Source organism: Stenotrophomonas sp. ESTM1D_MKCIP4_1, assembly GCF_003086895.1.
Taxonomy (GTDB): Bacteria; Pseudomonadota; Gammaproteobacteria; order Xanthomonadales; family Xanthomonadaceae; genus Stenotrophomonas.
Genome location: NZ_CP026004.1, coordinates 361,131 through 374,718 on the forward strand (window position 1 = coordinate 361,131; position 13,588 = coordinate 374,718).

The window sequence follows — 13,588 nt, forward strand, 5'->3', positions numbered from 1 at the left end:
TGCTGCCTGATCGCTTTACGCTGAATTTGCGCATTGGGCGTGCCCGCACCATCGATCGGTTACGGCGGCGCCGCCGACACTGCCGTCCCGGCGGCATGACCGCCTCGACGAGGAACATCACGCAGTGGACAGCACGAGGAAGCGCGCGGCCGTGGCCGCACTGGTGGCCGGCCTGCTCGGCATGGGCAGCGCACAGGCGCAGGTGCAGGCCAGCGGCAGCATGGCCGTGACCAGCGATTACGTGTGGCGCGGCAGCTCGCAGACCGGCGGCGACCCGGCGGTGCAGGCTGGGGCGAAGCTCGCCTTGCCTTCGGGCCTGTATGCCAGCGTATGGGGATCGAACGTATCGTTCACCCCGGACATCGGCGCGCGCAGTGAATTCGATCTTGTGGCCGGCTGGTCCGGCACGCTTGCACAGGACTGGACCCTGGATGCCAATGTCACCCGCTATGTTTACCCGGGCACCGGCCGTGCGCTGGACTGGACCGAACTGGGCGCCACGCTCAGCTGGAAGCAACGAGCCTGGCTGCAGCTGGCCCATTCCAGCGATGCGCTGGCCGGTGGCCACCGCGGCACCTATGCGCAGCTGGGCGGGCGCCTGCCGTTGAACGACCGCTTCCGGCTGGAAGCGGCGGTTGGCCGCTACTGGCTGGCCGACGCACAGGGGCGGGACTACCTGCACGGCCAGCTGAGTGCCATCGCCACCCTCGCGCCGGCCTGGGAACTGCGCGCCACGTTGCATGACACCGACACTGCAGCACGGCAGCTGTTCCGCGGCAACGCCGGGCAGCGCTGGGAACTGGCCCTGCAGGGCAGCTTCTAACGGGCCCCCGCTGCCCGGCGCGCACGCCATGCGCCGGGCAGCCACAGCAGCAGGGCCAGCACGGCCACCGCTGAGCCTGCCCCGCACACACCGGCCCAGCCGAAGTGCTGGTAGACCTGTGCCGACAGCAGAGAACCCAGCGATCCGCCAATGAAATAGCCGGTCATGTAGCCGGCATTGAGGCGGTTGCGGGCCTCCGGCTGCAGTGCATAGATCAGGTTCTGGTTGCTGACGTGCAGCAGCTGCGCCGCCAGGTCCAGCACCACCACACCCACCAGCAGCGCCAGCAGCGAGTGCGCCGACAGCCCCAGCGGCAGCCACGACAGCAGCAGCATCACCAGCGCGATGGCCGTCGCCCGTCCGGCCTGGCCGCGGTCGGCCATGCGCCCGGCCAGGCCGGCCGCCAGTGTCCCCGCAGCACCCACCAGGCCGAACAGACCGATGGTGGCATCGCTGTAGGCGTACGGCGGCTGGGCCAGCAGGAAGGCCAGCGGCGTCCAGAAGATGGCGAACATCGCGAAGCTGCACGCGCCCAGCAGGGTGCGCTGGCGCAGCACCGGCTCCTGCAGGAACAGCGTGCCGATCGAACGCAGCAGGGCGAAATATCCCAGGCCGGCGCTGTGGTGGAAGCGCGGCAGCCCGCGCTGCAGGGCCAGCGCGGTCAGCACCAGCACGGCCGCAGCGATGGCGTAGACCAGGCGCCAGTCACCCAGGCTGGACAACAGGCCCGCCACCGTACGCGCCAGCAGGATGCCCAGCAGCAGCCCGCTCATCAGCGTGCCGACCACGCGGCCCCGGTGTTCCGGTGCGGCCAGGGTGGCGGCGAACGGTACCAGCACCTGTGCCACCACCGAGAACAGGCCGGTGATGGCGGTGCCCACCAGCAGCCAGGTCAGCGAGGGTGCGCACGCGCTGATGACCAGGCCACCTGCCGAGAGCAGGCTCATCACCACGATCAGCCGGCGGCGCTCGAACAGATCCCCCAGCGGCACCAGCAGGATCAGGCCGGCGGCGTAGCTCAGCTGGGCGGCAGTGACCACCATCCCGACCTGGCCGAACGGGACGCCGAAGGCATCTGCGATGGTGTGCAGCAGCGGCTGCGCGTAGTAGTTGCTGGCCACCGCCACGCCGGTGGCCAGCGACATCAGCAGCACCTGCCAGCGGTGCAGGGGAGGGAGGGATGGACTCACGGAGCATTCCAACGCGTGGGCAGCACAGTGTCCTCCGGCTGCAGTGATGATGGAAATGAATCATCATCATCCCAGCCATCACGAATTGAGATGGCAATGCAGAGAGACCCGCATGAACCTGAAACAGCTCGAGTTCGCCGTGGCCCTCGCCGAAGAGCGAAACTTCACCCGTGCCGCGGCGCGCTGCCACGTGGTGCAGTCGGCGCTGAGCCACCAGATCGCGCATCTGGAACAGGAACTGGGCACGCCGCTGTTCGAGCGGCTGCCGCGCCAGGTGCGCATCACGCCGGCCGGCGAAGCCCTGCTGGTGCATGCACGGCAGGTGCTGGCCAGCCTGCGCCACCTGCGCGCCGATGTCGCTGCGGTGACCGGCGCGGTGCGTGGCACGCTGGCCATCGGGCAGATTTCCTCGCTCACCGACCTCGACGTGGTGGCGCTGCTGGCGACCTTCCGCCAGGCGCACCCGCAGGTGGAATTCCAGCTGCGCGTGGACAGGAGCGAAACCCTCATCGCGCAGATACAGGCACGGGAGCTGGATGTCGCCCTGGTCGGCCTGGCGCCGTCGGCCAGCCTGGATGGGGTCTGCCACCAGACGCTGCAGGAAGAGGAACTGGTGGCGGTGGTCGCACCCACGCACCGGCTGGCCGCGCAGGCACGGTTGCCGCTGGCCCTGCTGCGCGACGAGGCCCTGGTGGATTTCCCGCGGGGGACCGGCGCACGCCGCCAGACCGACGATGCCTTCGCGGCCGCCGGCCTGCCGCACGCGGTGCGTTTCGAGGTCAACCAGATGGAGCTGGTCGAGCGTTTCGTCCGCCATGGGCTGGCGGTGGGCATCGTGCCGGTGCCGATTGCCCAGCGGCTGGATGGCATCGTGCGCATCCCGCTGCAACCCACCCCGACCCGGCGCGTGCACCTGGCCTGGCAGCGCCTGCCCACGCCAGCAGCGCGGGCCTTTGTCGATGCCGTCCTCAGCCGCGTACGCGCAGGCTCAGGCCCTTGAGGAAGTTGCGCAGCATCTGGTCCAGGCAGCGCCGGTAGTTGGCGTGGCCGGGTTGGCGGAACAGCGCGCCGAGCTCGGATTTGGACACGTTGAAGCCGACGCTGGCGAAGATCTCCAGCAGGTCCACGTCGCGCAGCTGGAAGGCCACCCGCAGCTTCTTCAGCACCAGGTTGTTGTCGATGCGGGTTTCCACCGCGCGCAGCGGCTGGCTTTCGTCGCGACCGCGCAGGTGCACGATCAGGCCATCCAGGAAGTGCGCCAGCGCGCCGTCGTTCATCGGCGCGAAGCCCGCCTCGTCGTCGCGCCGCAGCCAGGCCTTCACCTGCTCGGTATCGACCACGAACGCCGGGTCGGCCATCTGGCACAGGGTCACCACGTGGTGGTCGCCCAGGTCCAGCGCGAAGCGCACGCTGCGCAGTACATCGTTGTTGATCATGGCCCATTGTACCGGCCCCGTGGGTGTCACCGGACTGTCATCCCGCTGCAGCATCGTGTGCGCACTTCCGCTGGGATTCTGCCGATGCACCGGTTCCTCCTGTCCGCCCTGCTGGTCGCCAGCAGCCTGCCCGCCCTCGCCCAGGACCGCTTCGTCCCGATTGAACAGCGCCTCAGCGCGGCCCAGTTGGCCGACATCGGGCTGAGCCCGGCGCAGCTGCAGGCACTGAACCGGGCCCTGCGCGAGGCAGAATCTGCTGCGCCGGCCATCGCGACCCGGCCGGCGGCACCCTTGCTAGCCGATGTGCCTGCCCCGGCCGCCATGCACCTGGGCCTGGAAGAGGGTCCGGTGACGGCTCGCGTGGTGGGCGCCGTCGACGGCTGGGCGCCGGGCACCGTGTTCACCCTCGACAATGGCCAGCAATGGCAGGTGATGAAGGGCCAGATGAAGCTGCGCAGCACCCTGCAGGCGCCGCAGATCGAGGTCATTCCGGGCATCGCCGGGCGCTGGTTCCTGCAGGTGGACGAAGATCTGCCCAAGGCACGGGTGTTCCGCCTGCGCTGAACCTTGCAGGGTCTTTTTCGGGGTCAGATCCCTTGGCCGCAGGCAAAGGGCTCTGACCCCGAAAAAGACCCCAAGCCCGGCCAACCCGACCTGATCGGGCAACGCAGGCAGTGGCCGACGGTGCCAGAATGGGCGTCTGGTTTCCCACGGAGTTGTCTGCATGACCCGCACCGTCCTGATTACCGGCGCCACCTCCGGCTTCGGCGCCGCCGCCGTCCATCGCTTCGCCCAGGCCGGGTGGAAAGTGATCGCCACCGGCCGCCGTGGCGAACGCCTGCAGCCGCTGGTCGACCGCTATGGCAAGGACGTGGTGCACGCCGCCGTGTTCGACGTACGTGACCCGGTGGCGATGGAAGCAGCCCTGCTCGCGTTGCCGCCGGCCTTCGGTGACATCGATCTGCTGGTGAACAATGCCGGCCTGGCCCAGGGCACCGCGCCGGCGCAGAGCGCCACGCTGTCGGACTGGACCACCATGATCGACACCAACATCACCGCCCTGGTGACCCTGACCCACCGCCTGCTGCCGCTGCTGGTCGAACGCAAGGGCGCGATCATCAACATTTCCTCGGTGGCCGGCGTGTACCCGTACCCGGGCGGCAACGCCTACGGCGGCACCAAGGCCTTCGTCAGCCAGTTCTCGCTGGGCCTGCGTTCGGACCTGCACGGTACCGGTGTACGCGTGACCACCATTGAACCGGGCATGGCGGAAACCGAGTTCACCGTCGTCCGCACCCATGGTGACCAGGCCGCCTCGGACAAGCTCTACACGGGCGCCAACCCGATGACTGCCGAAGACATCGCCGAACAGATCTTCTGGGTGGCCACCCTGCCGCCGCACCTGAACATCAATCGCCTGGAACTGATGCCGGTGAGCCAGTCGTTCGCCGGCTTCCAGGTCGCCCGCGAATAACGTCGAGCGCGCCCGACGGCTTCTGCCGTTTGTAGAGTCGAGCCATGCTCGACTGTTCTTGAACAACCGTCGAGCAAGCTCGACGCTACAGAAGCAAAAAAGCCGGGCATTGCCCGGCTTTTTCAATCAACCCCGCAGCAACTCACTGCGCCTTGATCGCCATCGCCTGCAGCCCGGTGCCATCCAGCTTCTGCTTGGCTTCGGACAGTTCGCCGGCACTGCCGTAGGGCCCCATGCGCACGCGGTACACGGTCTTGCCATTGATCTGCGCCGATTCAACCCGTGCTGCCAGGCCCATCATCGCCAGCTTGGCCTTGGTGGCTTCGGCATCGCCGGACGCGCCGAAGGCGCCGGCCTGCAGGATGTAGCGCGTGTTGTCCGATGCGGCCGCCGGTGCGGTTTCCGTACGTGCTGCAGGCGCGGCTGCTGCCGTGCTGGCCGGTGCCGCCGTCGATGCCGACGGCGCGGTCGTTGCAGGACGTTCGCTCAGCGGGGCCGGCAGCGGGCGCGCGGTGCTGGTGGCCGGCGTGGTGCTGGCCACGCTGGTTGCAGCTGCCGGCGCCGCTGGTGCCGCCGGAACCGGCTTGCCTTCCAGTGCGGCCTGCGCGCGCTGCGCCTCGGCCTTGGCCCGGCGCAGCTCCTCGGCGCGCGTGCTGGCCGCCAGCTCGGCGTCGGACATCTCCACTTCCTTGCCCGGCAGCAGGGTGTAGAAGTCGTACTGGGTCGCGGCAGGCTTGGCCGGTTCAGCCGGCTTCGGCGTGGCCGGCGCTTCCACAGGCTGGCTGCCGACATCGCTGTCGGCATCGGCAACCGGGGCCGGCTGCGCGTTCGGGTTCGGCTGCGGGCCGGCGCGCAGGAAACCATCGCCTTCACCCTTGAACAGGTTCGGCGCCGCCAGGAACACCACCGCAGCAATGGCCACACCAGCGACCAGCCACACCCATCCGGGTGTGCCCTGGCTGCTGCTGTTGCGTCGTGCCTGGCTTTTGCCGCGTCGTGCTGCCATGTGTACTGCGTCTCCTGAAACTTACATTTTTTCCGGGGCGCTGACGCCCAGGAGGTCGAGGCCATTGGCCAGTACCTGGCGCGCGGCGCAGGCCAGGGTCAGCTTGGCGTTGCGGTCGGTGGCGTCGTCCACCAGTACCGGCGTCCCGTGATACCACGTGTGGAAGGCATGCGCCAATTCACGCAGGTACTGCGCCACCAAGTGCGGTTCGAGCGCCACGCCGGCCGCTTCCACCACTTCCGGGTACCGCGAGATTTCGTTCATCAGCAGCAGCGAGGCATCGTCGGCCAGGCGGCCGAGGTTGCCCAGGCCGTTGCCCTGGTCGTACACCAGGCCCTTCTCCTGCGCCTGGCGCAGCAGGCTGCAGACGCGGGCATGCGCGTACTGCACGTAGAACACCGGGTTGTCGTTGCTCTGCTGGCGGGCCAGGTCGATGTCGAAGGTCAGCTGCGAATCGGGCTTGCGCGCGATCAGGAACCAGCGGGTCGCATCGCGGCCGGCTTCCTCGATCAGGTCGCGCAGGGTGAAGTAGCTGCCGGCACGCTTGGACAGCTTCACTTCCTCGCCACCGCGCATGACGGTGACCATCTGGTGCAGCACGTACTCGGGCCAGCCCTGCGGAATGCCCACTTCCATGGCCTGCAGGCCGGCGCGCACGCGGGCCAGCGAACCGTGGTGGTCGGCGCCCAATTCGGTGATCGCACGCTCGTAGCCGCGCTGCCACTTGGACAGGTGGTAGGCCACGTCCGGCACGAAGTAGGTGAAGGTGCCGTCGGACTTGCGCATCACGCGGTCCTTGTCGTCACCGAAGTCGGTGCTGCGCAGCCACAGCGCGCCGCCTTCCTCGTAGGTATGCCCCGACGCCTGCAGCTTGGCCACCGCTTCGGCGACCTTGCCGTCAGCGTACAGCGAGCTTTCCAGGAAGTAGATGTCGAAGTCGACGCCGAACGCAGCCAGGTCCAGGTTCTGCTCGTTGCGCAGGTAGGCCACGGCGAAGCGGCGGATCGCGGTCATGTCGTCCGGATCCTTGGCGCCGACCACCATGGTCCCTTCCAGGTCGACGCTGGCGCCGGCCATGTAGGCACGGGCGACATCGGCGATGTACTCACCGCGGTAGCCGCCTTCCGGCCAGCCGTCCTGGTCCGGGGCAATGCCCTTGACGCGGGCCTGCACCGACAGCGCCAGATTCTCGATCTGCACGCCGGCATCGTTGTAGTAGAACTCGCGCTTGGCGTTCCAGCCGTTGGCATCGAGCACGCGGGCCACGCAGTCGCCGATCGCCGCCGCGCGGCCATGGCCGACATGCAGGGGACCGGTCGGGTTGGCCGACACGTACTCCACGCCCACCGTGCGGCCATTGCCGGACAGGTTGCGACCGTAGTCGTGGCCTTCCTTGATGACCGAGGCGGCTTCGCGCTGGTACGCCGCCGGGGCCAGATGGAAGTTGATGAAGCCGGGGCCGGCGATCTCGACCTTGCTGACATCCTCGCTGCGCGGCAGCGCTTCCACCAGCGCCTGCGCCAGTGCGCGCGGGTTGCTGCGCGCGGCCTTGGCCAGCAGCATGGCGGCATTGGTGGCGAAGTCGCCGTGGTCGCGGGTCTTCGGGCGCTCGACCACGAAGTCCGGCGGCAGGGAATCGGCGGGCAGGGTGCCATTGGCGCGCAAGGCTTCGATGCCTTGGCTGATCAGGGCGCGGAGGAGATTTTTCACGAGGCCTGCTGTGAGAATGAGCGGCGGAATCGCCCATTTTAGCGCAGATGCCGGCATGCACGCTGGCAGTCGCCTGCCAATGTGAACGCGCGCCGCCTTCGGCGGTCCCGCATCGCGGGCGGCGGCTTCAGCCGGACAGGCGTGGCGGGTGCTGCGGCAGCAGGCCCCGTTCAGCAAATGAAACGGGCCGCCCTTCACCGATCACGAAGTGGTCCAGCAGGCGGATGTCGACAAGGGCAAGGGCCTTCTGCAGCTCGGCGGTGATGCGGACATCGGCCGCCGAAGGCTCGGGGTCACCGGAGGGGTGGTTGTGGCTGAGGATGACCGCCGCCGCGTTGTGAAGCAGGGCGCGCCGCACCACCTCACGGGGGTAGACCGGTGCGGTGTTGATGGTGCCGGCGAACAGTTCCTCGCCGGCGATCAGGCGGTGCCGGTTGTCCAGGAACAGCACCATGAACAGTTCCCGGGCCTGGCCGCGCAGCCGGTGCTGCAGGTAGCGGCCGACGGCCACCGGGTTGTCGCCCACGCTCTCGCCCTGGGCCAGCTCGGCGGCCAGATAGCGGTGGGCAAGCTCCAGGCCGGCCGCCAGCGTACAGCTGCGCGCCGGGCCCAGCCCCGGCAGCGTGGCCAGCTCGGTGGCCGGGCGGTCCAGCAGCGTGCGCAGTGGGCCGTGCGCGTTCAGCAGGTCACGCGCGGTCTGCACCGCATCGCGGCCGCCGAAGCCCGAACCCAGGAACAGGGCCAGCAGCTCGGCATCGGAAAGGGCGGGAGCCCCGCGCACCAGCAGTTTCTCGCGCGGTCGTTCCTCGGGGGGCCAGTCATGGATGGGCATGGCGTCATGGTCAGGGCTGCCGCGCCTGGCGGCCATCGGTGATTGCCGCCACGAGCAGTCGGCCGATGCCTCAGCCGCGCTCGGCCAGCAGGTAGTCGAACAGTTCCTGGTTGTTGTCCAGGCCCAGCTTGCGCATGGCCTCGGCCTTCTGCCGGCTGATGGTCTTGGCGCTGCGGCCGCTGTGCTCGGCGATGGCGTTCACGCTCAGGCCATCGCCCAGCAACTGCAGCACTTCCTGTTCGCGGGCCGACAGCGGGCACTGCGGGCGCGGGAACAGCAGGTCCCGCGACTGCAGCAGGCGGCGCAGCTGCTGCGACACGAACCGCTTGCCTGCCATGGCCGCGCGCAGGGCCTGGGGCAGCTCGCCGAAATCGGCACTCTTGTCCACCAGCCCTTGCACGCCATCGCGCAGCAGCCCGTCCAGCAGGCCCGGATGGCGCGCGCCGGTCAGCACCACCACGGGCAGCGCCGGGTGCCGCTGGCGCAGCGCATCCAGCAGGGCGGCCCCATCGGGACCGGTGCCCGGCATGGACAGATCCGTCAGCACCGCATGGCAGGGCTTCTGGGCGACCAGGTCGAGCAGTCCCGCGCCATCGGCGGCGGCACCGGTCACGCACATCTGGTGACGTTCGAGCACGATACGGATGCCGTGCAGTACGACCGGGTGGTCGTCGGCGATGATGATGCGCGGATGCACGGTGGACTCCTCGGAAACACAGATGGCGCACCCGAGGGGGCCTGCAATGATTCTGCTGAAGCTGTGGTCGGCTGAGGTATAGGAAAGTTCCGAATCCGAACAGGGGACAACCCGGAAATTGATGTGGCTGCAGTCCCATCTGCTGATAGCTGTGCGCTATGTGCGCTGTGTACCGGGACGTTACCGACCATCGGGTAAGCTAGCGCCCTCGTTTGCACAGGATTTCCCGGTGGCTGATTCTCCCAACGCCCTCCCCACGCCGGCCCGCGCGCTGGAAGGCCAGAAACTGCTGTTGTGCGTCGGCGGCGGAATCGCGGCCTACAAGGCACTGGAACTGGTACGCCGCCTTCGTGATGCCGGGGCCGTGGTGCAGGTGGCGATGACGGCCGGTGCCCAGCAGTTCGTCACCCCGCTCAGTTTCCAGGCCCTGTCTGGGCAGCCCACCCGCACGACCCTGTGGGACAGTGCCGCCGAACAGGCGATGGGCCACATCGAACTGGCGCGCTGGGCCGATCGCATCGTGGTCGCGCCGGGCACTGCCGATCTGCTGGCACGCCTGGCGCACGGCCATGCCGATGACCTGGTCAGCACCCTGTGCCTGGCCAGCACCGCGCCGCTCACCGTCTGCCCGGCGATGAACCACCGCATGTGGCTGCACCCGGCCACCCAAGCCAATATTGCGCTGCTGCGCCAGCGTGGTGCGCAGGTCATCGGCCCGGTCGACGGTCCGCTGGCCGAGGGCGAATCCGGTCCCGGCCGCCTGGCCGAGCCGGGTGACATCGTCGCCGCACTGGCCCGCCTGGGTGGCTCCACCCCGGCCGCCGCCGCCGCTGCGCCGGAAACGCGCGCGCTGCAGGGCCTGCGCCTGCTCATCAGCGCCGGCCCGACCTATGAAGACATCGACCCGGTGCGCTACGTGGGCAACCGCAGCAGCGGCAAGATGGGCTTCGCCCTGGCCGGTGCCGCGGCAGCGCTCGGCGCCCAGGTGGTGCTGGTCAGCGGCCCGGTGCAGCTGCCGACCCCGCCGGGCGTGCAGCGCGTGGACGTGCGCTCGGCCGCACAGATGCGCGAGGCGGTGCTGAACGCACTTCCGGCCGACATCTATATAGGCGCGGCCGCCGTTTCCGATTACACCCCGCGCCAGGTGGCCGCGCAGAAGCTGAAGAAGACCGCCGACAGCCAGTCGCTGGTGATCGAACTGGTGCGCACGCCGGACATCCTGGCCGAGGTCGCCGCACAGACCCAGTCGCTGAAGCTGGTGGTCGGCTTCGCCGCTGAAACCCACGACGTGGAGAAGTACGCACGTGGCAAGCTGATCGACAAGCGCTTGGATCTGGTGATCGCCAACCAGGTCGGCATCAGCGGCGGCGGTTTTGAAAGTGACAACAATGCGGCCACTGCGTTCTGGCAGGACGGCGAACAGGTATTCCCGGCCACCTCCAAGCGCGAGCTGGCCGAACAACTGCTGGCGCTGATCGCGCGGAGGCTTCAGGCATGACCCAGGCAACATCCACCCCGGCGGCTCCATTGCAGGCATTGCAGGTGAAGCTGCTCGACCCCCGTTTCGGCGACAGCTGGCCGCTGCCGGCCTATGCCACCGAAGCGAGCGCCGGCATGGACCTGCGCGCAGCACTGGAAACCGCGCTGACCCTGCAGCCGGGTGATACCGCGCTGGTGCCCAGCGGCCTGGCCATCCACATCGGCGATCCCAACCTGTGTGCGGTGATCCTGCCCCGCTCGGGCCTGGGCCATCGCCACGGCATCGTGCTGGGAAACGGCACCGGCCTGATCGATGCCGATTACCAAGGACCGCTGCTGATCAGCGTCTGGAATCGCGGCCGCGAAGCCTTCACCATCGAACCGGGCGACCGCATCGCCCAGCTGGTCGTCGTACCGATTGCCCGCGTCAGCCTGCAGGTGGTGGATACTTTCACCGACAGCGTGCGGGGAACGGGTGGATTCGGCCATACCGGGGTACGTTGACGGGGGACACTGATGAGCGGCAGCGGGGAAGGACGGCAGAAGCAGTCATTGGGGCGCAACGCGCCGTTGCTGGGGGTCGCGTTGCTGTTGCTGGCCGGCTGGTTCGGCTGGAGCGCGGTGCAGCAGTGGCGGCAGCAGGCCAGCGGGGACACGCTGGCCGAGGTGCGCGACGAGGCGGTGCAGGGCGTGCAGCAGGCCGCGTCCGGCCAGTTGCAGCAGCTGCAGCAGCACCTCAAGGGTGACCGCGTGCAGCAGGCGCTGCAGGCCGGTGATGCCGCCGCCGCCGCGCTGGCCCTGCGCGAGAGCTGGTCCGGGGTCGAGCAGGTGGACGTGCTGACGGCCGACCTGACCGCTGCCTACGCCGAGGGTGCTGCCTTCGGCTATGCCCGGCTGGCGCTGCTGGAATCGGTACTGATCGACAGCAAGCCCGGCCTGCGCGTGGTCCGCGATGGGGGCGGCAATCGCCTTGGCCTGGCGGCTCCGGTGCAGCTGGGCGCGCTGGGCCCGGCCGTCGTCTATGTGCGGCAGCCGCTGCTGCGCCTGACCGGCCCGCTGGACCAGGTGCGTGCGCCGTCCAGCGGCTTCCTGTCCCTGCGCCAGGGCGCGCATGACATCGTTGCCCAGGGCGATGCCAGCCTGGCCGACAGCGCCGAGGCCATGGCACGGCCCATCAAGGGCACCCCGTTGCGCCTGACCGCCAGCGCCCCGAACATCGAACCCGGCCCGCTGGGCCTGGGCGCCCTGTCCAGTGCCATCGTCGCGCTGCTGCTGGCCTTCATCGCCGTGCTGCTGGTGGTCGGCAGGGGACGTCTGCCGAAGTCGCTGCCGATGCCGATCCGTCGAGGCGCCGCAGCCGAGGTCGACCAGGGCCCGACCCTGCGCGAAAGCCTGCAGAGGGTCGCCCCGGATCTGCCGGCGGCCGACGCTGCCGAAAGCGGTGCCGGCACGCCGCCGGCCGTACCCCCGCCACCGCCGGTGGATCTGCCGGCGGGCATCTTCCGCGCCTACGACATCCGTGGCGTGGTCGGCACCGAGTTGAATGCGCGCAACGCCGCGCTGATCGGCCAGGCCATCGGCACCGTCGCCCTCGAACAGGGGCTGCGCGAGGTGGTGATCGGTCGTGATGGCCGCCTGTCCGGTCCGGAACTGTCGGCCAGCCTGGCCGAGGGCCTGCGCCGCGCCGGCTGTTCGGTCATCGACATCGGCCTGGCGCCGACGCCGCTGGTCTATTTCGCGGCCTTCCACCTGCGCACCGGCACCTGCGTGGCGGTGACCGGCAGCCACAATCCGCCCGAATACAACGGCTTCAAGGTAGTCATCGGCGGCGAGACGCTGTCCGGCGATGCCATCACCGATCTCTACCAGCGCATCAGCGAAGGCCGCCTGGCACAGGCCGCTGCGCCGGGCGACTACCAGCAGCGCGAGGTCGCGGCCGACTACATCCAGCGCATTGCCGACGACGTGCAGCTGGACCGCCCGTTGAAGGTGGTGGCCGACGCCGGCAACGGCGTGGCCGGCGCGTTCGCCCCGCAGCTGCTGGAAGCCATCGGTGCCGAGGTCATTCCGCTGTACTGCGATGTCGACGGTACCTTCCCCAACCATCACCCCGACCCCAGCGAACCGGCCAACCTGGAAGACCTGGTGCAGACGGTCAAGCGCTTCGGTGCCGACCTCGGCGTCGCGTTCGATGGCGATGGCGATCGCCTGGGCGTGGTCACCGGCGAAGGGAAGATCATCTACGCCGACCGCCTACTGATGCTGTTCGCCGCCGACGTGCTGATGCGCAACCCCGGCGCGATGGTCATCTACGACGTGAAGTGCACCGGCAAGCTGTCCGACCACGTGCTGCGCAACGGCGGCAGCCCGCTGATGTGGAAGACCGGGCATTCGCTGATGAAGGCGAAGATGCGCGAGACCGATGCCGAACTGGCCGGCGAGATGAGCGGCCACTTCTTCTTCAAGGAACGCTGGTTCGGTTTCGACGATGGCCTGTACGCCGCCGCGCGCCTGTTGGAAATCCTCGCCCAGCGCGAGGAGAGCCCGCACGAGGTGCTGGAGGAACTGCCGGACATGGTGTCCACGCCGGAACTGAAGGTACCGGTGGCTTCCGGGACGCCGCATGCACTGGTGGCGATGCTGGTGGCCGCAGCGCAGTCCGAGGACAACCCCTACGCAGGCGGTCGCCTGTCGACCATCGACGGCCTGCGTGTGGACTATCCCGACGGATGGGGCCTGGTGCGTGCATCCAACACCACCCCGGTGCTGGTGCTGCGCTTTGAAGGCAACGACGACGCCGCGCTGGAACGCATCCAGGCCTTGTTCCGCAGCCAGCTGCAGAGCCTGCTGGGCGACACCCCGCTGGGCTTCTGACCGGTCGTGGTGGGTGCCGACCGTTGGTCGGCAGGGGGTCGGATCCTGTTGCCGCGCAACGGGCTCT

General features: G+C 69.0%; 13 protein-coding genes. 7 read left to right on the top strand and 6 right to left on the bottom strand.

The genetic code is table 11. The features are described from left to right. Window positions 1–124: 124 nt before the first annotated feature. Entirely contained in the window at window positions 125–823 is a 699-nt protein-coding gene (locus C1924_RS01625; RefSeq protein ID WP_343125672.1) for a TorF family putative porin, read from the top strand. Here C1924_RS01625 and C1924_RS01630 read toward each other — a convergent pair. Continuing rightward, a complete protein-coding gene (locus C1924_RS01630; protein ID WP_108763786.1) occupies window positions 820–2,013 on the bottom strand; it encodes an MFS transporter in 1,194 nt (397 codons plus the stop codon). The two genes, C1924_RS01625 and C1924_RS01630, sit on opposite strands and share 4 nt — an antisense overlap. 112 nt (window positions 2,014–2,125) lie before the next feature. On the opposite strand from C1924_RS01630, the gene C1924_RS01635 reads away from it, so the two are divergent. Continuing rightward, window positions 2,126–3,013 (top strand): LysR family transcriptional regulator, encoded by an 888-nt coding sequence (locus tag C1924_RS01635; protein ID WP_108763787.1) that lies wholly within the window; start codon window positions 2,126–2,128, stop codon window positions 3,011–3,013. On the opposite strand, the gene C1924_RS01640 is transcribed toward C1924_RS01635, so the two are convergent. Then, the gene (locus C1924_RS01640) at window positions 2,982–3,449 is read right to left on the bottom strand and encodes a DUF1456 family protein (protein WP_108763788.1); all 468 of its coding nucleotides are present in this window, start codon (window positions 3,447–3,449) and stop codon (window positions 2,982–2,984) included. The two genes, C1924_RS01635 and C1924_RS01640, sit on opposite strands and share 32 nt — an antisense overlap. A gap of 84 nt (window positions 3,450–3,533) precedes the next feature. On the opposite strand from C1924_RS01640, the gene C1924_RS01645 reads away from it, so the two are divergent. Together C1924_RS01645 and C1924_RS01650 are read left to right on the top strand one after the other, a co-directional pair. Continuing rightward, window positions 3,534–4,013 carry a hypothetical protein gene (locus C1924_RS01645; protein ID WP_108763789.1) on the top strand — a complete coding sequence of 160 codons (480 nt, stop codon included), beginning with the start codon at window positions 3,534–3,536 and terminating at the stop codon, window positions 4,011–4,013. A 160-nt stretch (window positions 4,014–4,173) separates the two neighbouring features. Further along, complete coding sequence (locus tag C1924_RS01650) at window positions 4,174–4,923, top strand: SDR family NAD(P)-dependent oxidoreductase (RefSeq protein WP_108763790.1); 750 nt, start codon at window positions 4,174–4,176, stop codon at window positions 4,921–4,923. Between the two features lie 142 nt (window positions 4,924–5,065). Here C1924_RS01650 and C1924_RS01655 read toward each other — a convergent pair whose 3' ends face one another. The 4 genes from C1924_RS01655 to C1924_RS01670 all read right to left on the bottom strand — a co-directional run bounded on the left by C1924_RS01655 (window position 5,066) and on the right by C1924_RS01670 (window position 9,168). Next, the gene (locus C1924_RS01655) at window positions 5,066–5,929 is read right to left on the bottom strand and encodes an SPOR domain-containing protein (RefSeq protein ID WP_108763791.1); all 864 of its coding nucleotides are present in this window, start codon (window positions 5,927–5,929) and stop codon (window positions 5,066–5,068) included. Between the two features lie 21 nt (window positions 5,930–5,950). Further along, window positions 5,951–7,639 carry an arginine--tRNA ligase gene (gene argS, locus C1924_RS01660; protein ID WP_108763792.1) on the bottom strand — a complete coding sequence of 563 codons (1,689 nt, stop codon included), beginning with the start codon at window positions 7,637–7,639 and terminating at the stop codon, window positions 5,951–5,953. 127 nt (window positions 7,640–7,766) lie between these two features. Beyond that, window positions 7,767–8,471: a DNA repair protein RadC gene (gene radC / locus C1924_RS01665; RefSeq protein WP_108766933.1), complete on the bottom strand. Its 705-nt coding sequence runs from the start codon at window positions 8,469–8,471 to the stop codon at window positions 7,767–7,769. 70 nt (window positions 8,472–8,541) lie between these two features. Next, entirely contained in the window at window positions 8,542–9,168 is a 627-nt protein-coding gene (locus C1924_RS01670) for a response regulator transcription factor (protein ID WP_108763793.1), read from the bottom strand. A gap of 229 nt (window positions 9,169–9,397) precedes the next feature. On the opposite strand from C1924_RS01670, the gene coaBC reads away from it, so the two are divergent. The 3 genes from coaBC to C1924_RS01685 are packed head-to-tail and all read left to right on the top strand — an operon-like array spanning window position 9,398 to window position 13,521. Next, a complete protein-coding gene (gene coaBC / locus C1924_RS01675; RefSeq protein ID WP_108763794.1) occupies window positions 9,398–10,666 on the top strand; it encodes a bifunctional phosphopantothenoylcysteine decarboxylase/phosphopantothenate--cysteine ligase CoaBC in 1,269 nt (422 codons plus the stop codon). Next, on the top strand, window positions 10,663–11,151 hold the full coding sequence (gene dut / locus C1924_RS01680) for a dUTP diphosphatase (protein ID WP_108763795.1): 489 nt from the start codon (window positions 10,663–10,665) through the stop codon (window positions 11,149–11,151). Before coaBC ends, dut begins: the two co-directional genes overlap by 4 nt. Before the next feature lie 12 nt (window positions 11,152–11,163). Further along, window positions 11,164–13,521, top strand: a complete 2,358-nt coding sequence (locus C1924_RS01685) for a phosphomannomutase/phosphoglucomutase (protein WP_108763796.1) — start codon at window positions 11,164–11,166, stop codon at window positions 13,519–13,521. Window positions 13,522–13,588: the final 67 nt, after the last annotated feature.